Origin of the sequence: Arthrobacter sp. FW306-07-I, assembly GCF_021800405.1 — a bacterium.
GTDB lineage: Bacteria > Actinomycetota > Actinomycetes > Actinomycetales > Micrococcaceae > Arthrobacter.
The window spans coordinates 2668463-2688328 of the sequence record NZ_CP084550.1 but is presented as its reverse complement, the minus strand read 5'-3'; the positions used below and the strand labels follow the sequence as shown (position 1 = coordinate 2688328).

Annotated in this window: 15 protein-coding genes and 1 tRNA gene; 11 read left to right on the top strand and 5 right to left on the bottom strand. The window is 66.0% G+C overall.

The genetic code is table 11. From position 1 onward, the window contains the following. Window positions 1-15: 15 nt before the first annotated feature. The gene (gene bcp / locus LFT46_RS12440) at window positions 16-489 is read right to left on the bottom strand and encodes a thioredoxin-dependent thiol peroxidase (protein ID WP_236798700.1); all 474 of its coding nucleotides are present in this window, start codon (window positions 487-489) and stop codon (window positions 16-18) included. A 96-nt stretch (window positions 490-585) separates the two neighbouring features. On the opposite strand from bcp, the gene LFT46_RS12435 reads away from it, so the two are divergent. Continuing rightward, window positions 586-1044 (top strand): MarR family winged helix-turn-helix transcriptional regulator, encoded by a 459-nt coding sequence (locus LFT46_RS12435; RefSeq protein ID WP_236802884.1) that lies wholly within the window; start codon window positions 586-588, stop codon window positions 1042-1044. Window positions 1045-1274: 230 nt separating this feature from the next. Here LFT46_RS12435 and LFT46_RS12430 read toward each other — a convergent pair. From LFT46_RS12430 to LFT46_RS12420, 3 genes are all read right to left on the bottom strand, one after another. Continuing rightward, window positions 1275-1350, bottom strand: a tRNA-Lys gene (locus LFT46_RS12430). A gap of 114 nt (window positions 1351-1464) precedes the next feature. Further along, a complete protein-coding gene (locus tag LFT46_RS12425; protein ID WP_236798699.1) occupies window positions 1465-2547 on the bottom strand; it encodes a PQQ-dependent sugar dehydrogenase in 1083 nt (360 codons plus the stop codon). A 43-nt stretch (window positions 2548-2590) separates the two neighbouring features. After that, a complete protein-coding gene (locus tag LFT46_RS12420; protein WP_236819898.1) occupies window positions 2591-3745 on the bottom strand; it encodes a sunset domain-containing protein in 1155 nt (384 codons plus the stop codon). 261 nt (window positions 3746-4006) lie between these two features. Between LFT46_RS12420 and ilvD the strand changes: the two genes are divergently transcribed. The 10 genes from ilvD (at window position 4007) to LFT46_RS12370 (ending at window position 19086) form a co-directional block, all read left to right on the top strand. Further along, complete coding sequence (gene ilvD, locus LFT46_RS12415) at window positions 4007-5725, top strand: dihydroxy-acid dehydratase (RefSeq protein ID WP_236798697.1); 1719 nt, start codon at window positions 4007-4009, stop codon at window positions 5723-5725. Between the two features lie 377 nt (window positions 5726-6102). After that, complete coding sequence (locus LFT46_RS12410; protein WP_236798696.1) at window positions 6103-8010, top strand: acetolactate synthase large subunit; 1908 nt, start codon at window positions 6103-6105, stop codon at window positions 8008-8010. A gap of 2 nt (window positions 8011-8012) precedes the next feature. After that, window positions 8013-8525 carry an acetolactate synthase small subunit gene (gene ilvN, locus LFT46_RS12405; protein WP_141160110.1) on the top strand — a complete coding sequence of 171 codons (513 nt, stop codon included), beginning with the start codon at window positions 8013-8015 and terminating at the stop codon, window positions 8523-8525. 85 nt (window positions 8526-8610) lie between these two features. Then, window positions 8611-9636: a ketol-acid reductoisomerase gene (ilvC, locus tag LFT46_RS12400; RefSeq protein WP_236798695.1), complete on the top strand. Its 1026-nt coding sequence runs from the start codon at window positions 8611-8613 to the stop codon at window positions 9634-9636. A 126-nt stretch (window positions 9637-9762) separates the two neighbouring features. Further along, entirely contained in the window at window positions 9763-11352 is a 1590-nt protein-coding gene (gene serA / locus LFT46_RS12395) for a phosphoglycerate dehydrogenase (protein ID WP_236798694.1), read from the top strand. 234 nt (window positions 11353-11586) lie between these two features. Continuing rightward, window positions 11587-14385 (top strand): ABC transporter permease, encoded by a 2799-nt coding sequence (locus LFT46_RS12390; RefSeq protein ID WP_236798693.1) that lies wholly within the window; start codon window positions 11587-11589, stop codon window positions 14383-14385. After that, the gene (locus tag LFT46_RS12385) at window positions 14382-15137 is read left to right on the top strand and encodes an ABC transporter ATP-binding protein (RefSeq protein ID WP_141160114.1); all 756 of its coding nucleotides are present in this window, start codon (window positions 14382-14384) and stop codon (window positions 15135-15137) included. The genes LFT46_RS12390 and LFT46_RS12385 overlap by 4 nt, the downstream gene beginning before the upstream one ends. Window positions 15138-15171: 34 nt before the next feature. Further along, window positions 15172-16728 (top strand): methionine--tRNA ligase, encoded by a 1557-nt coding sequence (gene metG / locus LFT46_RS12380; protein WP_236798692.1) that lies wholly within the window; start codon window positions 15172-15174, stop codon window positions 16726-16728. A gap of 80 nt (window positions 16729-16808) precedes the next feature. Continuing rightward, the gene (locus LFT46_RS12375) at window positions 16809-17861 is read left to right on the top strand and encodes a 3-isopropylmalate dehydrogenase (RefSeq protein WP_236798691.1); all 1053 of its coding nucleotides are present in this window, start codon (window positions 16809-16811) and stop codon (window positions 17859-17861) included. A 112-nt stretch (window positions 17862-17973) separates the two neighbouring features. Then, window positions 17974-19086 carry a branched-chain amino acid aminotransferase gene (locus tag LFT46_RS12370; RefSeq protein ID WP_236798690.1) on the top strand — a complete coding sequence of 371 codons (1113 nt, stop codon included), beginning with the start codon at window positions 17974-17976 and terminating at the stop codon, window positions 19084-19086. Between the two features lie 81 nt (window positions 19087-19167). Here LFT46_RS12370 and LFT46_RS12365 read toward each other — a convergent pair whose 3' ends face one another. After that, complete coding sequence (locus LFT46_RS12365; protein ID WP_236798689.1) at window positions 19168-19761, bottom strand: hypothetical protein; 594 nt, start codon at window positions 19759-19761, stop codon at window positions 19168-19170. Window positions 19762-19866 lie beyond the last annotated feature (105 nt).

The window sequence follows — 19866 nt, the reverse complement described above, 5'->3', positions numbered from 1 at the left end:
GCAGCCGGGGCCGGGTCAGGCGTCCAGGTTGAGGTCCCGCCTTAGCTTCGCCACGTGGCCCGTGGCCCGCACGTTGTACTGGGCCAGGGCCACCTTTCCTTCCGGATCCACCACGATGGTGGACCGGATCAGGCCCTCGTAGGTCTTGCCGTAGTTCTTCTTTTCGCCCCAGGCGCCGTATGCCTCGGCCACCGCGTGGTCCGCATCGGAGAGCAGCGGAAACGTCAGGGACTCTTTCTCAACAAACTTTGCGAGCTTTTCAACGGGGTCGGGTGAGATACCCAGGACATCGAAGCCGGCGGCCTGCAGGGACGCCAGGCTGTCGCGGAAATCGCAAGCCTCCTTGGTGCAGCCGGGAGTGGAGGCGGCCGGGTAGAAGTAGACAATGGTGGAGCGTCCCGGCCGGGGGGCCAGGCTGACGTCCTTGCCGGTTGAATCCTGCAGCGTGAAAGCGGGTGCATTGTCGCCGGTAACGAGTCTTTCAGCCATTGTTTTTCTCCTTGTTGCGGGCGGGACACAACAGCCTAGTAAGCAGGTGGAGCGAGTGCTAATCGGCACTTGGTTATACTTGCTGCTATGCCTGATATGGATCACTGGCCCACAGGGCGCCTTCTGTCCACTGCTGCGCGCCTCGTCGAACACTCATGGAACGAAAAACTTGGCGCCATCGGACTCACCCACGCCGGTGTTATCGCCATCGAAGTCCTTGCCGCGCAGGGACCCATGACCCAGGCCCAACTAGCCCAATACGTCCGCGTCCAGGCCCAGACCATGGGCAAGACGCTCAGCCGGCTTGAGTCCCACGGCCACATCGCCAGGGTTCGCAGCACCTCGGACCGCAGGAGCCATGTGGTGTCGCTGACCGAGCAGGGCAAGGAAGCGGTTGCCCAGGCCGTGGAGATGGAGCGTTCAGTGCTGGCATCGGCGTCGATCGACCCTGAGCTGCTGCGCCAGGAACTCAAAGCCGTCGTGCGTGAACTCGCCAGCCAGTTCTCCACCACCCCCAGCAACGCCGGAGCCCTGATGGACAACATGGCAAAGTAGCCGCTGCCGCATTCGGCAGCCTAAGCGCGGACCTGGTCTCAATGACCGGGCCGCGCTTTTTTGTGCCCCGCAGCCGCCCGCCGTCGTACTTTTCCACCCCACCACCATCGATTGCTCCGTAGTTGTCGTTCTGAGGCGTGAAAACGACAGGTACTCAGCAATCGATAAGGGGGCGGGCAAAACAAAACAGCCCCGGTTTGTGTTTCCACAAACCGGGGCTGTTTTCCCAGTGGTGCACCCCCCGGGACTTGAACCCGGAACCCATTGATTAAGAGTCAATTGCTCTGCCAATTGAGCTAGAGGTGCATCTTCTTTGCTTCCATCTTCGGGCTTTTTCTTTCCCGTTGATCTCCGCAACGACATGAAACTCTACACGAACTTTTGGTGCAAGTGAAATCGGCCCCGCCGGAGGTCTCCGTGTCACCTCGAAGGCCCCAAAACCAGCACGAAATCAGGGTTTTCGTTGTTCGTCAGCAACCAAAAGCCACCCTCCGGAGCGCGGATTACGTCCCGGATCCGCCCGTACTGCCATGTGAAATAGGCCACAGGAACTCCTGCTTCTGTCCCCGACAGCGGCACCACCCATAACCTCTCGCCACGGAGGGCTCCCAGGTAGGCGACGCCATCAACGATTTCCAGCCCACTGGGGGAGGACTCGCGGGTGGAGGGCCATACGACCTTTGCGTCCTGGAAGCCGGAGCGGTGAGGTGCGCCGGTGACTTCAGGCCAGCCGTAGTTGGCACCCGGCAGGATCAGGTTCAGTTCGTCGTCCACATCCGGTCCGAACTCGCTGGCCCACAGCCTGCCGGCGCTGTCCCAGGCCAGGCCCTGCACGTTGCGGTGGCCCAGGCTGTAGACGGCGTTGCCGAACGGATTGCCCGGTGCGGGACCGCCCTCGGGCGTGAGCCGAAGTATCTTCCCGCCCAAGGCATTGCGGTCCTGGGGTTGGTCGCGGCGCTGGGCGTCGCCGGTGCCCACATAGAGGAACCCGTCTGGACCGAAGCGGATCCTGCCGCCGTTGTGGGTGCTGGCTTTGGGTATTCCCGGGAACACCGTTTGGGGTTGGCCAAGTACTGGGGAGCCGTCGGGAGCACTGTCGAGGACAAGCCGGACAATTCGGTTGTCCTCCTGGCCGGTCAGGTATGCGTACAGGTAGCGGTCCGAGGCAAAGCGCGGGGAGAGCGCCAGGCCCAGGAGGCCGCCTTCGCCGCCGGCCACCACGCCAGGGACCTTCCCGATGGCAGTGGCCTTCCCGTCCCGAACGGCTTTCAGCAGTGCTGTACCGCGCTCGGAGATGACGGCTGTGCCGTCCGGGAGGAAGACGGCAGCCCAGGGTGTGTCCAGCTCCACGTCAAGGCGCTCTTGGACTGCCGGCGCAGGAGCGGGCGCACCAGGTGGAGTGGGGACGACGGCGGTTCCCGCCGGAGTGCCGGTGCCGGCGGGGCTTGTGGCAGGCCCCGGCGCCGGGGGTCCTGTACAGGCAGCCACCACAAGGCAGGTCACCAGCCAGGAAAGGCCCGCCGCAAAGCGACGGGCCTTTGTCCTGCTAGAGCCGCTTGCGCCGGGGGGTGCGGAAGCCTGCGGCCTCGGCGTGGGCAGCGGATTCAAACCAGACTTCCGCCGTGGCCTGCTCATAGTCGGGGTGTCCTTCTTCGTAGTAGACCATCGCGGAGGCGTCACCCTTGACCGTGTAGTCCTCGGGGCCGCTCCCGTCGGGACCCGGTGCTGCTGAGCCGGCACCGTAGGGCTCGTCGGCTGCGAGGTGTCCGGAAGGTTCCGGGACGGCCGTGTACTGCCCTGGGGTGCTTGTCGATTCCTGCCCCTGGCCGGAGGGCTGGTGGTCGGCCCCGTTCTCTACCAGTGCGGAAGAATGTGCTCGTTCCAGCGTTTCCGCCGCGCCGGTGCCGCCTGGGGCCGCGCCGGAGGAGGTTGGCTCAGCAGCCCCGCCCTGTGGGCCTGCTGAGCCGGAGGTGTCTGCCCGGTGCTGGGGTGCCTGCCCGCCGGCGGGTCCGGCAGCCGGTGTGCCGCCGTCGTCCACGCTTTCCACAGCTGCCGTTTCCGCGCCCGGAAGCGTGGGGGCGTGGGGCGCCGTGTATTCGTCATGGTGCACGGGGCGTGCCGTGGCGGGGGAGGGCTGGGCTGCGGGAGCCTCTGCCGCTGCACCCTGACGTGCGGGCGTTTCCGGGCCGGTGGTACCTGGGGAGGAGGGCGGCGTTGCCGTCCCGCTTGTGGTGGAGGAGCCGGAGCGGGATCCGGTCCCGGCCTCGGACCACTGGGTTTCCCACTCCGCCTTGTCGGCGGCAAGGTCAGCGGCCTCGTCCTGGCGCCGGTGTTCTTCCCGCCCGGCGCTGCTGCCCGAAGTGCCCTCGCTGGCCGTGGCGCGGTCCGCGGATCCTGCGGCGCCTGCCGCCGTTTCAGGCGTGGACGTGGCCGCGGAGTCCGCCGGCTCCTGGGCTGTTGTAGGGGCTGCCGGTTCAGCCGGCCGGCCGAATCCCGCTGCAGTGGGGATGCCGGTGGTTCCAGCGGCCTGGGCGGACGCCGCGGCGCTGCCGCCCCCAAGGGCCCCGTCGGTCCGGGTCCCGCCTGTCCCGGCTCCGGCTGACGGTCCGCCGGGCGGGTTGGCTTTTCTGTTGCGGTTCAGCAGCCACAGAATGATGGCGGCGACGATGACGATGAGGATGATCCAGAAAATAATGTCCATTGCAGGCCTTTCGGTCCAAGGTGTATAGGTGTCCTGCCCCGACGCTACGTCGGGTCACCACCGCTGTCCAGAGACGCCGCGCGGAGCAGTGATACACGTGCCGGCCGCCGCTGCCGCCGGGCAAGCGGGCGGGCTGGAAACAACCTTCGTCTCGAAATATGAGACGAACGTCCACTAGTTGGGCACCGATCCGCCGCGTTTTCGCGAAAATGTGGCCGCCGCTGTCGTTTCCGCCACTGCCCGAGCCCTAGACTTTCCCGTATGAGTGAGAGCCGGTTCGCAACCGATACCAAGCCTGACATCAAGCCCCGCAGCCGCGTCGTAACTGACGGAATCCACGCAGCCCCCGCGCGGGGCATGTTCCGGGCCGTCGGCATGGGTGATGACGACTTCGCCAAGCCCCAGGTGGGTGTCGCGAGCTCGTGGAATGAGATCACCCCCTGCAACCTTTCCCTTAACCGGCTTGCCCAGGGCGCCAAGGAAGGCGTCCACGCAGGCGGTGGCTTTCCCATGCAGTTCGGCACGATTTCCGTGTCCGACGGCATCTCCATGGGCCACGAAGGCATGCACTTCTCCCTGGTCTCGCGCGAAGTCATCGCCGACTCCGTCGAGACCGTGATGCAGGCCGAGCGGATCGACGGTTCCGTCCTGCTGGCCGGCTGTGACAAGTCCCTGCCAGGCATGCTGATGGCTGCGGCCCGGCTAAACCTTGCCAGCGTCTTCCTCTACGCGGGGTCCATCATGCCCGGCTGGGTCAAGCTCGAGGACGGTTCCGAAAAGGAAGTCACCCTCATCGACGCATTCGAAGCCGTCGGCGCCTGCGCGGCGGGCAAGATGAGCATGGAGGACCTGACCCGCATTGAAAAGGCCATCTGCCCGGGCGAAGGCGCCTGCGGCGGCATGTACACGGCCAATACGATGGCCTGCATCGGCGAGGCCCTGGGCATGTCCCTCCCCGGCTCCGCAGCCCCTCCCTCGGCAGACCGCCGTCGTGATGAATTCGCCCGCAAGTCCGGCGAAGCGGTGGTTAACCTGCTGCGTCTGGGCATCACCGCCCGCGACATCATGACGCGGGAAGCCTTTGAGAACGCCATTGCCGTCACCATGGCCTTCGGCGGCTCCACCAATGCCGTCCTGCACCTGCTGGCCATCGCCCGCGAAGCCGAGGTGGAACTGACCCTCGACGACTTCAACCGCGTCGGGGACAGGATTCCGCACCTGGGCGACCTCAAGCCCTTCGGACGGTACGTCATGACCGACGTGGACCGCATCGGCGGCGTGCCGGTGATCATGAAGGCACTGCTCGACGCCGGCCTGCTGCACGGCGACTGCCTCACCGTCACGGGCAAGACGGTCGCGGAAAACCTCGCCGCCATCAACCCGCCGGACGTCGACGGCAAGATCCTGCGCGCCCTGGACAACCCCATCCACAAGACGGGCGGCATCACCATCCTGCACGGTTCCATGGCTCCCGAAGGCGCCGTGGTCAAGAGCGCCGGATTCGACGCTGATGTCTTCGAAGGAACAGCCCGGGTCTTCGAGCGCGAACAGGGCGCGCTGGACGCCCTCGACAACGGCCAGATCCACGCCGGTGATGTCGTGGTGATCCGTTATGAAGGTCCCAAGGGCGGCCCGGGCATGCGCGAAATGCTTGCGATTACCGGCGCCATCAAGGGTGCCGGCCTGGGCAAGGACGTCCTGCTCCTCACCGACGGTCGGTTCTCCGGCGGCACCACGGGCCTGTGCATCGGGCACGTTGCGCCGGAAGCGGTCGACGGCGGCCCTATCGCCTTCGTGAAGGACGGGGACAGGATCCGGGTGGACATCGCCGCACGCACCTTCGACCTGCTGGTGGACGAAGCGGAGCTCGAGGCCCGCAAGGTGGGCTGGGAGCCGCTGCCTGCCAGGTACACCAAGGGCGTGCTCGCAAAGTACGCCAAGCTGGTGCACAGCGCGAGCCAGGGCGCCTGGACCGGCTGATTTTAGGTCCTCAGGCCGCCCGTCGGGAACTTGCCCGCTTGAGGCGGCAGGGCTTAATAAGGGGTGACCCGAGGGGCCCCGGGCTAACGGCGCTCGCGCCGGAAGTTTGGGGTAGGGTCATTCCGTGGACAATGACGTCCACATGGTGAGATAGGGTTGTCTCTCGTTGACACCCATCTTGCCAAGAGGGAAAACTGAACGCATGACTTTCGTTACCGCCGGCACCGTCGTCGTCCTTAGCAAGCGCGTGGCACATTAGCCCCCTGGTAACGAACCGTCACGCGCAAACCCCTCAAACGCCGCCAGGCCGAGGGGTTTTTTTATTCCCACCGCTTTACCAGTTCCAAAACCAGAGAAGATCCACAAGGAAGAGTCCGATGAGCAAAGGATCGCCCATCAGCCCCTCGCTGATGGCCACCAAGTCCGCTGGAGCCGCCAAGGCTCCGGAACGCGCCGACCGGACGGCTGACCATGCCGCCGTCGTCGCCGACCTTGCTGCCGTCTCTCCTGTCCTTGGGCCGAACAACGTCGTACCCCCGACGGTGATGACCGGCTCGCAAGCAATCGTCCGCTCGCTCGAAGAACTCGGCGTCGACGACATTTTCGGTTTGCCTGGTGGCGCGATCCTGCCCACCTACGACCCCTTGATGGCCTCCACCATGAACCACGTGCTGGTCCGTCACGAACAGGGAGCCGGCCACGCCGCGCAAGGCTACGCCATGGTCACCGGGCGGGTGGGCGTCTGCATCGCCACCTCCGGACCCGGTGCCACCAACCTCGTCACCGCCATCATGGATGCCCATATGGACTCCGTTCCCCTGGTGGCCATCACCGGCCAGGTATCCAGCGGCGTCATCGGCACCGATGCCTTCCAGGAAGCAGACATCGTGGGCATCACGATGCCCATCACCAAGCACTCCTTCCTGGTGACCGACCCCAACGACATCCCGCACGTGATGGCCGAAGCCTTCCACCTGGCCTCCACGGGCCGTCCCGGCCCCGTTCTCGTGGACGTCGCAAAGGACGCCCAGGTGGGCCAGATGACCTTTTCCTGGCCGCCAAAGATCGACCTGCCCGGCTACCGCCCGGTGACCCGCGGCCACAACAAGCAGGTGCGGGAAGCTGCGAAGCTCATTGCCGCTTCGACCAAACCGGTCCTGTACGTGGGCGGCGGCGTGGTCAAAGCCCACGCCTCGGCCGAACTGTTCGCCCTCGCCGAAGCAACCGGCGCACCCGTGGTGACCACCCTGATGGCCAAGGGCGCGTTCCCGGATTCGCACCCGCAGCACGTGGGCATGCCCGGCATGCACGGCAGCGTTTCCGCCGTCACGGCCCTGCAGCAGTCCGACCTGCTGATCACCCTCGGTGCCCGCTTCGACGACCGCGTCACCGGCGTGCTGAAGACCTTTGCGCCGAATGCCAAGGTCATCCACGCTGACATCGACCCCGCCGAAATCTCCAAGAACCGCACCGCTGATGTGCCCATCGTGGGGTCCGTCAAGGAGATCATCCCGGAGCTGACCGAGGCCGTGCGCAGCCAATTCGAGGCATCGGGCACCCCGGACCTCACCACGTGGTGGGCGTTCCTCAACAACCTCAAGGAAACCTACCCGCTGGGCTGGACCGAGCCGGACGACGGCCTGATCGCCCCGCAGAAGGTCATCAAGCGGATCGGCGAGCTGACCGGTCCCGAGGGCGTGTACGTGGCGGGCGTTGGCCAGCACCAGATGTGGGCCGCGCAGTTCATCAAGTACGAGCGCCCGCACGCCTGGCTGAACTCCGGTGGCGCCGGAACCATGGGCTACGCCGTCCCGGCGGCCATGGGCGCCAAGGTGGGCGAGCCGGACCGTGTGGTCTGGGCCATCGATGGCGACGGCTGCTTCCAGATGACCAACCAGGAGCTGGCCACCTGCGCCATCAACAACATCCCCATCAAGGTTGCTGTTATCAACAACTCCTCCCTGGGCATGGTGCGGCAGTGGCAGACCCTGTTCTACGAGGGCCGCTACTCCAACACCGACCTCAACACCGGCCATGACACCGTCCGCATCCCGGACTTCGTCAAGCTGGGGGAGGCCTACGGCTGCGCTTCCTTCCGCGTTGAACGCGAAGAAGACATCGACGCCACCATCCAGAAGGCCCTCGAGATCAACGACCGTCCCGTGGTCATCGATTTCGTGGTGAGCCCCAACTCCATGGTGTGGCCGATGGTGCCCGCCGGCGTGAGCAACGACCAGATCCAGGTTGCCCGCAACATGACCCCGGAATGGGAAGAGGAAGACTGAGCATGACCCGCCATACACTTTCCGTCCTGGTTGAGGACAAGCCCGGCGTCCTGACCCGCGTGGCCAGCCTGTTCGCCCGCCGCGCCTTCAACATCAACTCCCTGGCCGTTGGCCCCACCGAAGTTCCGGGTGTTTCCCGCATGACCGTGGTGGTCGACGCCGACGGCGACCTCATCGAGCAGGTCACCAAGCAGCTCAACAAGTTGGTCAACGTCATCAAGATCGTTGAGCTCACCCCCGAATCTTCCGTACAGCGCGACCACATCCTGGTCAAGGTACGTGCGGATGCCGCAACACGCCTGCAGGTAACCCAGGCCGCAGACCTGTTCCGCGCCTCAGTGGTTGACGTATCCACCGACTCCGTCGTCATTGAGGCCACCGGCCATCCCGAAAAACTCACAGCCCTGCTTTCAGTGCTGGAGCCCTTCGGCATCCGCGAAATTGTGCAGTCCGGCACCCTGGCCGTTGGACGGGGATCCCGCTCCATGAGTGACCGGGCGCTCCGCTCCGCCTAGGCGTCAAGCCCGCGGCGGCACCCGCGCCCGTAACCGCAGCACCGCAAGACCACTATCTACACACCACTCAAGAGGAGTTACGCAAGTGACTGAAATGTTCTACGACGACGACGCCGATCTCTCGATCATCCAGGGCCGCAAGGTTGCCATCGTTGGCTACGGTTCCCAGGGCCACGCCCACGCGCTCAACCTGCGCGATTCCGGCGTCGAGGTCGTCATCGCGCTGAAGGAAGGCTCCAAGTCCATCGCCAAGGCCGAGGACGCCGGCTTCCAGGTCAAGAACGTTGCCGACGCCGCCGAATGGGCCGACGTCATTATGATCCTCGCGCCGGACCAGCACCAGCGCTCGATCTACAACGACTCCATCAAGGACAACCTGAAGCCGGGCAAGGCCCTCGCATTCGCCCACGGCTTCAACATCCGCTTCGGCTACATCCAGGCACCGGAAGGCGTTGACGTCATCCTCGTCGCGCCGAAGGCTCCCGGCCACACCGTGCGCCGCGAATTCGAAGCCGGCCGCGGCATCCCGGACATCATCGCCGTCGAGCAGGACGCCACCGGTTCCGCCTGGGAGCTGGCCAAGTCCTACGCCAAGGCCATCGGCGGCACCCGCGCCGGCGTCATCAAGACCACCTTCACCGAAGAGACCGAAACCGACCTCTTCGGCGAGCAGGCTGTCCTCTGCGGTGGCGTGTCCCAGCTGGTCCAGTACGGCTTCGAAACCCTGACCGAAGCCGGCTACCAGCCGCAGATCGCCTACTTCGAGGTCCTCCACGAGCTCAAGCTCATCGTTGACCTCATGTGGGAAGGCGGCATTGCCAAGCAGCGCTGGAGTGTTTCCGACACCGCCGAGTACGGCGACTACGTCTCCGGTCCGCGCGTCATCACCCCCGAGGTGAAGGAAAACATGAAGGCCGTCCTGGCCGACATCCAGTCCGGCGCTTTCGCCAAGCGCTTCATCGAGGACCAGGACAATGGCGGCGTGGAGTTCAAGGAACTGCGCGCCAAGGCAGAGCAGCACCCCATCGAGGCTGTGGGCCGCGAACTGCGCTCCCTGTTCTCCTGGCAGCAGCAGGACGTCGACTACGTGGAAGGTTCCGCTGCCCGCTAAAGCTGGCCGCCCAACCATATAGAACGCCACCGGTGAGGCCGGGCTCACACTTAACAATGTGAGCCCGGCCTTTCCGTCGGCCTAGACTTGTTTCCATCCCCAGGACTGCAACGCAGAGGATCAGCCGTGTCAAAACCCGTAGTACTGCTCGCCGAAGAACTTTCCCCCGCCACCGTCGAGGCCCTCGGCCCGGACTTTGAAATCCGCCAGACCGACGGCGCCGACCGTTCCCAGCTGCTCTCGGCGATCAGTGACGTAGACGCCATCCTGGTCCGCTCCGCCACCCAGGTGGACGCCGAAGCGATTGCCGCGGCCAAGAACCTCAAGGTCATCGCCCGCGCCGGCGTCGGCCTGGACAACGTGGACATCAAGGCCGCCACCCAGGCCGGCGTGATGGTGGTCAACGCCCCGACGTCCAACATCGTTTCCGCCGCGGAGCTCACTGTGGGCCACATCCTCAGCCTGGCCCGCCACATTCCGCAGGCCAGCGCCGCCCTCAAGGACGGCGAATGGAAGCGCTCCAAGTACACCGGCATTGAACTGTTCGAAAAGAAGATCGGCATCATCGGCCTTGGCCGCATCGGCGCCCTGGTGGCAGCCCGGCTCAAGGGCTTCGACACCAAGATCCTGGCCTACGACCCCTACATCACTTCGGCCCGCGCAGCGCAGCTGGGCGTTCAGCTGGTCACCCTGGACGAGCTGCTGGCCCAGTCCGACTTCATCACCATCCACATGCCCAAGACACCGGAGACGGTGGGCATGCTGGGCGCCGACGCCTTCAAGAAGATGAAGAAGACCGCCTATGTGGTGAACGTGGCCCGCGGCGGGCTGGTGGACGAGGAAGCACTCTTCACCGCACTGCAGGACGGCGAAATCGCCGGTGCCGGCGTTGACGTCTTTGCCAAGGAGCCCAGCACCGACCTGCCGTTCTTCAAGCTCGACAACGTCGTGGTCACCCCGCACCTGGGCGCCTCCACGGACGAAGCCCAGGAAAAGGCCGGCGTCTCCGTGGCCAAATCGGTCCGCCTGGCCCTCGCCGGCGAGCTGGTCCCGGACGCGGTCAACGTCGCCGGCGGCGTCATTGCCCCGGACGTCCGCCCGGGCATCCCCCTGATCGAGAAGCTGGGGCGCATCTTCACCGCGCTTACCCACGCATCCCTGACCCAGTTCGACGTGGAAGTGGCCGGAGAGATCTCCACCCTCGACGTCAAAGTCCTGGAGCTGGCGGCGCTGAAGGGCATTTTCGCCGACGTCGTGACCGAGCAGGTGTCCTACGTCAACGCTCCGGTCATCGCCGAGCAGCGCGGCATCAACGTCCGCCTGATCACCACCCCGGACACCGAGTCCTACCGCAACGTGCTGACCCTGCGCGGCGCCCTCAGCGACGGCAGCCAGATCTCCGTGTCCGGCACCCTGACCGGACCCAAGCAGATCGAGAAGCTGGTGGGCATCAACGGCTTCGAGGTCGAGATCCCCATCAGCGAGCACCTGGTGGTGGTTGCCTACACCGACCGTCCCGGCGTCATCGGAACCATCGGCCACATCCTGGGCATGAACAACATCAACATTGCCGGCATGCAGGTGGCGCGCTCCAACGAGGGCGGCCAGGTCCTGGCGCTGCTGACCATCGACAGCTCCGTGCCCCAGCAGGTGCTGGACGCCATCAAGGCCGGGATCGGCGCTGAAATGGTCCGGGAAGTGGATCTGGAAGACTAGCGCCGCAGGACCAGCGCGACACACCGGCCGAAACGCCGAAGCCGCTCCTCCTCCGCAAGGGCACGCCCAAACGGAGCCACATATGATTGGCCGGTCTGCTTACAATGGCTAGGTCCTGATTCAGGACCGTAGCCGGCAGACCGGCCAATACCTTTTGCACATCCGTCCGTCATTGTCCACGTCTGCCCGGGCGGATGGACGTGTGCGCACGCAATCCAGGTTTCAGGGAGTTCCATGAACGCCGTCCAGAGGTTCATCAGAAGCAGGGTGCTGCTGTTGACCGCGGCCATCTTGATCGCAGCCATGTGCTTGTCGGTCCTCGTCCAAAGCCAGTCACAGGCTGCGCTCCACCGGACGGTCGATGAAAACTCAAGGGGGCTCTACGACATCCTGGTCCAGGCCAAGGCTCCCTCCGGGGCACTCCTGCAGCCGGAGATCGCCAACGGCGCCGGCGGCATCGGCTTCGACCAGCTGGACTCCATCCGGAAGCTGTCCGGCACCTCTGTCGCCGCCCCGATCAGCCTGGTCTCGCGCGTCACCCAGAACCTTGAGACGCCCCGGTTGGACGCCATGGACTACCTGGGCTACAACGCCGGCCTGGCCGGCACCGCCACGTCCGACCAAGCAGCGGGCGCCACCGCCCCGGACAAGTGGCCCGCAGCCGAATCCGTGCTGACGGACTCGGCAAAGAAGTACCGTCTCACGGCCAGCGCCGTCAGCTCCGACGGCAGCTCCGAACAGACGCTGTTCAAGACCACCGCCGAAGGAACGCTGGGCAAGGCCAAGCTCGTGGAGGAGAAGGCGGCCGGCGGCAGCAGCATCCGCATCGCCGCACCCGCGGGGGAGACCGGCATCAAGTTCCCCGCCCCGGCCGGCGGCTCGGAGCACAACCTCTTCAACCTCTCGGTGGCACTCCCGCTTGCCCCTGAGGTCACTGAATCCGTGGTGGCCGTTGACCCCGCCGCCGAACGGTCCCTGCTTGGCTCGGCCGGCGACTTCCTGGCTCCGCTGGAAAAGGCGCCGCCCGCCGACGCCCGCGGCGCCGGCGCCGTGGGCCGCTACCTGGAAGGCCTCTTCACCAGCGGCATCAGCATGGACCAGCTCAAGGAAGGCCCCGACTTCCTGGGCGTCAAGCTCAAGTACTGGGCGCCCCTGATGACCCAGTACCAGCAGGCAAAGCGCACCGGACAGCTGACCAGCGCCTCCCAGGCCGTCCCGCTGATCGTCCGTTCCGGTACTTCGCTGGACCTGAAGTACAACGTCAAGATCGAGGAAATTGACGACGCCGGCAAGGTGGTCAAGGACGTCGGGACCGTTTCGAAGTCCCTTGGCAAGGACTACCTGCCGTTCGTCTCCAAGGATCCGTTCACGCTGTCGTGGCCGGGTTCGACCGACCATTCCTCGCTGCTGGGCGCCAACGGCAACTTCAACCCGGGCCTCTACACGCCGGCCAGGTGGAGCACCAATTTCGCCGGCGCCCCGAAGTACACCGACGGCGGCACCGCCTCCAACGGGGCCGTGGACAAGACGGCTGTGCCGGGCGAATGGGTCACCGTCAACCGCCTGCCGGACAAGGCGTCCAACGGCGCACCCGTTGACCAGACCCAGCGCAACCCGGTGGACGAGCGGTCCTACCGTGACAACCTGCCCACCGGCCAGCAGCAGGCTGCGCAGCCACTGCCCATGGTCTACGGCACATTCGACCCCGCTGCCGTAGAGGCGGCCTCGGGCGATGTCAACAAGCTTCCGCTGGGCGGGTACGACCCCACCCCGTTCACCCTGGTCAAGGACGCTGCCGGGAAGGACGTTCCCGAAGCCCAACTGAAGCCGTCGCTGAGCGCGACGGGACTCGCCAGCCAGTCCGCCGGTGCCATCACCGACTACTACGGACTCGCCGCAGCACGTGGCTACAAGCAGAACGCGGCCGTCATCGACGCCGTCCGCGTCCGGGCCAAGGCACCGGGCAGCTGGAAGGACGCCCAGCCCGAGGTGGAGAAGCTCGCCGCCGAGATCCGGGACATGGGCCTGGACGCGACCGTAGTGGCCGGTTCGGCCCGCGAGGACACCAGCATCTTCGTCCCCGGCTACTCCAAGGACGGAGCGGGCAAGGAATCGGCGCTGGGCACCGTCCAGCAGTCCTGGGTCCGGCAGAACGCGGCCGAGGCCGTCACAGGAGCATTGTCCGGAACCAACACCACCCTGCTCTTCCTGACACTGTGCGGGGCAGCCCTGCTGACCGGTGCATCGACCGTCAGCTACATCCGGAAGCGCCGCAGCGAAGCGGGCACTTTGCGGGCCATGGGCTGGACACAGCGGCGGATCCGCAGCTGGGTGCTTGAGGAATTCGGCGTGGGAGCCGTGCTGCTCGCCGCCGCCGGGCTCGTGCTCACCCTGCTGAGCTGGAGCCTTGCCACCGCTTTGGTGTGTGCCGCCGTCCTGGTGCTGTACTGCGCCGCGGCCTTCTTTGCCGCCCAGCAACTGCGCCACCGCGATGTGATCGACCAGGAGCCGCAGCATGACGAACGGCTCATCCAGGTCGATTCCCCGCTGACTTTCGCCAACCGGCAGCTGAGCACCAACAAGTTCAACACCCTGTCCCTGGCTGTCGCCGTCGGCGTCTTCGGTGCCGCAGTCGGCGGGCTGATCGCACTGCTGATCGACATCCCGCGGGCAGCCGGCGCCAGCGCCCTCAGCGGCCTGGCCGCAGCCAGCGTGACGCTGCCCAGCATCCTGCTGGCGCTTGCGGGCGTGGCCGTGGGCCTGGTGCTGACCCTGGTCACCGGCCGGTTCGAGCTCAATGCCAAGCGGCAGTACCTGGGCATCCTGCAGGCCATGGGCTGGAACCCGGACATGCTCCGCCAGGTCCGGTTGTTCGAAAATGCGCTGGTGGGAACCGTGGCCCTGCCACTGGGCGTGCTGGGCGCCCTTGGCATTGGCCTGCTGCTGGCCCCCTATGCAGCCATCTGGGCTGCCATAGCCGGGCTTGTGGCTGTAATTTGCTGGATACCGATTGCAACGAAAGTGGTCCAATGACAAACCCGACGAACGTCCAGCGGAGCCGCAGGAGCGGCTCCAACGAGGTCCCCCTGCAGACCCGGGCCAACACCATCGTCAAGTCGGCCGACCATGCCACCCCGCTGGAGATGCGCGACATCACCATCCGCTATGGCGGCGGCAAGGGCGGCGCCGAGGCCGTGAGCGTGGTGGAGGGCTTCGACCTGACCCTGCACGCGGGCGAGATGCACTGCGTTGCCGGCCGAAGCGGCTCCGGCAAAACCAGCATCCTGACTGTCGGCGCCGGGCTTACCCTGCCCACGTCGGGCCGCGTCTTCTGGGAAGGCGATTCCCTCGAAAGCATGGGCGACGACGAAATCGCCGACCGCCGTCGTGCCCTCATCGGCTACGTCGACCAAGGCGGTGCACTGATCGACGGAATGAGCGCCCTGGAGAACGTGCTCCTGCCTGCCGTCCCGGACGGCGAGGTGGACCAGCGCCGCGACATGGCCAAGGACCTGCTGGACCTGGTGGGCCTGGGCCGGCGCATGCGGCACCGTCCTGCCCAGCTGTCCGGCGGCGAACGGCAGCGCGTGGCCATCGCCCGCGCACTGATCCTGGGCACCAGGGTGCTGGTGGTGGACGAGCCCACCGCCTCGCTGGACCGTGCCTCCGCCAACCGCATCATCAGCATCCTGAAGGACACCACCTCGGACGGGATCGCCGTCCTGGTGGCCTCACACGACCACGAACTGGTCCGCCTGAGCGATACCCTGACAGAACTGATCTAGCCCACTCCACCGCACCGAAGGTAACCGTCCAACCGTGACTGCTCCAGAGAAAACGCCGTTCTACATCACCACGGCCATCACCTACCCCAACGGCGTGCCGCACATTGGACACGCTTACGAGTACATTGCCACCGACGCCATGGCGCGCTTCAAGCGGCTGGACGGCTATGACGTGATGTTCCTGACCGGCACCGACGAGCACGGCATGAAGATTGCCCAGACGGCGGAAAAGGAAGGCATCACGCCCAAGGAGTTGGTGGACCGGAACGCCGGAATTTACCAGGCGGCGCACTCCGCCCTGGGCATCAGCTACGACCGGTTCATCCGCACCACGGACGCCGACCACTACGCTGCGTCGCAGGCCATCTGGAAGAAGATGGAAGCCAACGGCGACATCTACCTCGACAAGTACGAGGGCTGGTATTCCGTCCGGGACGAGGCGTTCTACGCCGAGGACGAGACGGTGGTGAAGGACGACGGCGTGCGCTACTCGAAAGAGACGGACACCGAGGTGACTTGGACGGCGGAGGAGAGCTACTTCTTCCGGCTGTCCGCCTACCAGGACAAGCTGCTGGCCCTCTACGAGTCCCACCCCGAGTTCGGCGCCCCGCAGTACCGGTTCAACGAGGTGATCAGCTTCGTCAAGCGTGGCCTGGAGGACCTGTCCATCAGCCGCACCACCTTCGACTGGGGCGTCCCTGTCCCGGGCAACGACAAGCACGTGATGTACGTCTGGGTGGATGCGCTGACCAACTACCTCACCGGTGTGGGCTACCCGGACGTGGACTCGGAGAAGTTCCGGAAGTACTGGCCTGCCGACGTCCACATCATCGGCAAGGACATTTCACGGTTCCACGCCATCTACTGGCCCGCCTTCCTGATGAGCGCCGGGCTTGAACTGCCCAAGCGCGTCATGATCCACGGGTTCCTGCACAACAACGGGGTCAAGATGTCCAAGTCCCTGGGCAACGTAGTGGCCCCGGCGGACTTCGTTGCCCGCTACGGCCTGGACCAGGTGCGGTTCTTCTTCCTGCGCGAGGTCCCGTTCGGGGCGGACGGCAGCTACAACCACGAGGCCATCGTGGGCCGGATGAACTCCGACCTGGCCAACAACTTCGGCAACCTGGCCCAGCGTTCGCTGTCCATGGTGGCCAAGAACTGCGCCGCCTCCGTGCCCACGCCCGGTGCGTTCACCGCGGAGGACGACGCCATCCTGGCCCAGGCCAATGGGCTGCTGGAGGCGGCCCGCGCCGCCTTCGACAAGCAGGAATTCAGCCGCGCCCTCGAAGCCCTCTGGGGTGTGCTGCACCACACCAACGCCTACTTCGCCGAGCAGGCGCCCTGGGTGCTGCGGAAGACCGACGTCGAACGCATGAACACCGTGCTGTACGTGACGCTGGAGGTGCTGCGGATTGTGGCCATCCTGGCCCAGCCGGTGATGCCGAACGCCACGGCCAAGCTCCTGGACGCGCTCGGCCAGCCGGAAGGCGACGCGCGGCTGTTCAGAGCAATTGCCACCCCAATCGTGCCGGGAACTGGGCTGCCCGCTCCCACCCCCGTGTTCCCCAAGTTCGAGGAACCCGCGGAGTAGCAAAAGCAGGAGCGATGCGCTCGTGTCCAAAAGCTGAGACAGCTTGACCACCATATGGATGTCTTGGCTACCCTGAAAACATGAGCGCATCCTCCATCGATCTGGCAGTAATTCCCGGCGACGGCATCGGCCCCGAGGTCATCGCCGAGGCCCTCAAAGTCCTGGAAAAGGCGGTGGCCGCCGAGGGCGTGCAGCTCAAGCCGACGCACTACGAACTCGGCGCCGGACACTGGCTTGCCACGGGGGAGACCCTCCCCGAGCATGTCCTGGAAGACCTGAAAAAGCGCGACGCGATCCTCTTCGGCGCCGTGGGGGCCGCCCCGGGCGACACCCGCATCCCGTCCGGTCTCATCGAGCGCGAACTGCTGCTCAAGCTCCGTTTCAGCCTGGACCACTACGTCAACCTGCGGCCGTCACGCCTTTACGGCACAGTGGGCAGCCCGTTGGCCAACCCCGGGACAATCGACTTCATCGTGGTGCGCGAAGGCACCGAAGGCCCCTACGTCGGCAACGGCGGCACGCTGCGGGCCGGCACGCCGCATGAGGTAGCCACCGAGGTCTCGTTGAACACCGCCCACGGCGTGGAGCGCGTGGTCCGCGACGCGTTCCGCCGCGCCAGTGCACGGGAGCGCAAGCACGTCACCCTGGTGCACAAGCACAACGTCCTGGTCTACGCCGGGCACCTGTGGAAGCGCACCGTCGAAGCCGTCGCCCGGGAATTCCCCGAGGTCACCCACGACTACCTGCACATCGATGCCGCCACCATCTTCATGGTCACGGACCCGTCCCGCTTCGACGTGATTGTCACCGACAACCTCTTCGGCGATATCATCACCGACCTTGCCGCAGCCGTCACCGGCGGCATCGGCCTGGCGGCATCAGGCAACATCAATATGGACCGCACCGCACCGTCGATGTTCGAGCCGGTCCATGGTTCCGCACCGGACATCGCGGGCCAGGGCAAGGCGGATCCCACCGCGGCCATCCTCTCCGCGGCACTCCTGCTGGACCACCTGGGCTACACCGATGCCGCCCGGAAGATCGAAGCGGCGGTGGTTGCCGACGTCGAAAAGCGCGACGGCACCGCACGCAGCACCAGCGCCGTGGGCGACGCCATCACCGCCGGCCTGTAGCTGTACTGCCCCGGCGGGTTGCCGCCGGCTTCGGGCGTAAGCTTGTCTCGAATCACCAAATGCCGCCTCGTTGTTCAGCGCTGAGCCCCGGGCGGCCGATCGTGGAGGAACCATGACTCAGACCGCCCATGGCGTCGAATTCACCCGGCAGCCCTCGGAGAACCCGAAGTCCGCCGAAGAGCGTGCAGCCATCCTGGCGAACCCGGGATTCGGCAACTACTTCACCGACCACACCGCCATCGTCGATTACAGCGTGGACGCGGACGGCAACGGCGGCTGGCACGATGCCCGGATCGAACCTTACGGTCCGATCGTCCTGGACCCCTCGGCCGCCGTCTTCCACTACGGCCAGGAGATCTTCGAGGGCCTCAAGGCCTACCGGCACGCGGACGGCTCAATCTGGACCTTCCGCCCGGAGGCCAACGCGGCACGCCTGAACAAGTCCGCCCGCCGCCTGGCCCTGCCCGAACTGCCGGCCGAATACTTCCTCACCGCCATCCGTGAACTGGTGGCCGTCGACAAGGAATGGGTGCCCTCCGGCGACGGCGAAGCCCTGTACCTGCGGCCCTTCATGATCGCCACCGAGGCTTTCCTGGGTGTCCGGGCTGCCCGTGAGGTGTCCTTCCGGGTCATCGCTTCGCCTGCCGGCAACTACTTCGGCGGCGAGCTGAAGCCGGTTTCGATCTGGATCTCCCGCCAGTACGCGCGCGCCGGCCGCGGCGGCACCGGTGATGCAAAGTGCGGCGGCAACTATGCAGCCTCGCTCATTGCACAGCAGGAAGCGGAAGCCAACGGCTGCAAGCAGGTGCTGTTCCTCGACCAGGCCAACGACAACGCCGTCGAAGAACTGGGCGGCATGAACGTGTTCTTCGTCCTGAAGGACGGTTCCCTGGCCACGCCCGCGCTCACCGGCACCATCCTGGAGGGCGTCACCCGCATGTCCGTGATCCAGGTGGCCAAGGACATGGGCCGCGAAGTGGCCGAGCGCAAGATCACCCTGGACGAATGGCGCGACGGCGTAGCCTCCGGCGAGATCACCGAGGTGTTCGCCTGCGGCACGGCCGCGGTCATCACCCCCATCGGGGTCCTCAAGGACGACACCGAGTTCATCGGCTCCGAGGACGCCAAGGCCGGCGAGGTGACCATGGCCATCCGCGAAAGGCTCCTGGGCATCCAGACCGGCGTGGAACCGGACACCCACGGCTGGCTGACCCGCCTGGCATAGCCGGGAGTCTTCAAGTACGACGGCGCCTGCCGGACTTTGGTCCGGCAGGCGCCGTTCTGCCTTCCAGCCGACGGCGGGCGGTCAGCGCCGCGCTGCCTTCCGGGCGGCGTTCTTCATCGCCTTGCGCGAGACCGGCTTGAGTGCCTTGCGGGCAGCTTCCTCGGCGAGAGCCCGGTTGCGGCGGGCGTCGATGATGTCGTTCCAGAGCGTGGTGGCAAAAACGCCGCCGTCCTGGGCGTAGACGTCATAGGGGTAGCCGGCGTAGACGGAGGGCGTAGCGCCGCCAGTGAACAGGTCCTGGCTGTTGGCCTTGGCCACGGCGTCAGCCACTGCCCAGGCACGGGTCAGGTGGCGGGTCAGGTTTTCCTGGACGAACACGTTGGCGTCGCTGGACCGGGATGCCTGGTCCAGCAGGGCTTCCAGGTCTGCGGCGAGAATGGCAGCGCCGGCCTGCTCCGCAGGTGCGGGGGCCGCATCCAGTTCCGCCGTGATCCCGGAAACGGCTTCCGTCCAGTCCGCCGTGTCACGGAATTTCTTCCAGGTGGGAAACCAGACGATGCTGCCGGTGGCGTGGTTGTGGATGTGCAGGAGGCCGGTGGCCTTCTCGGTTGCCGAGTGGTCGTGGCCGTCCGCGTCCGCCTGGGCGAGAAGGTCTGCGAGTGTTGCTGTGCTCATGGGAGGGTATCCGGCTTCCTGGTGGGGATCGTAGGGCTGTCACTGGGTGCCAACTCCGGGCTGCTGCCGTTCTATTCCGCCGGTGCGTGGCGGACGCAGGCTGGG

Coding starts and splice junctions, on each gene's coding strand:
- bcp (WP_236798700.1), bottom strand. CDS start 489: ATGGCTGAAAGACTCGTTACCGGCGACAATGCACCCGCTTTCACGCTG.
- LFT46_RS12435 (WP_236802884.1), top strand. CDS start 586: ATGGATCACTGGCCCACAGGGCGCCTTCTGTCCACTGCTGCGCGCCTC.
- LFT46_RS12420 (WP_236819898.1), bottom strand. CDS start 3,745: ATGGACATTATTTTCTGGATCATCCTCATCGTCATCGTCGCCGCCATC.
- ilvD (WP_236798697.1), top strand. CDS start 4,007: ATGAGTGAGAGCCGGTTCGCAACCGATACCAAGCCTGACATCAAGCCC.
- LFT46_RS12410 (WP_236798696.1), top strand. CDS start 6,103: ATGAGCAAAGGATCGCCCATCAGCCCCTCGCTGATGGCCACCAAGTCC.
- ilvN (WP_141160110.1), top strand. CDS start 8,013: ATGACCCGCCATACACTTTCCGTCCTGGTTGAGGACAAGCCCGGCGTC.
- LFT46_RS12390 (WP_236798693.1), top strand. CDS start 11,587: ATGAACGCCGTCCAGAGGTTCATCAGAAGCAGGGTGCTGCTGTTGACC.
- LFT46_RS12385 (WP_141160114.1), top strand. CDS start 14,382: ATGACAAACCCGACGAACGTCCAGCGGAGCCGCAGGAGCGGCTCCAAC.
- LFT46_RS12375 (WP_236798691.1), top strand. CDS start 16,809: ATGAGCGCATCCTCCATCGATCTGGCAGTAATTCCCGGCGACGGCATC.
- LFT46_RS12370 (WP_236798690.1), top strand. CDS start 17,974: ATGACTCAGACCGCCCATGGCGTCGAATTCACCCGGCAGCCCTCGGAG.
- LFT46_RS12365 (WP_236798689.1), bottom strand. CDS start 19,761: ATGAGCACAGCAACACTCGCAGACCTTCTCGCCCAGGCGGACGCGGAC.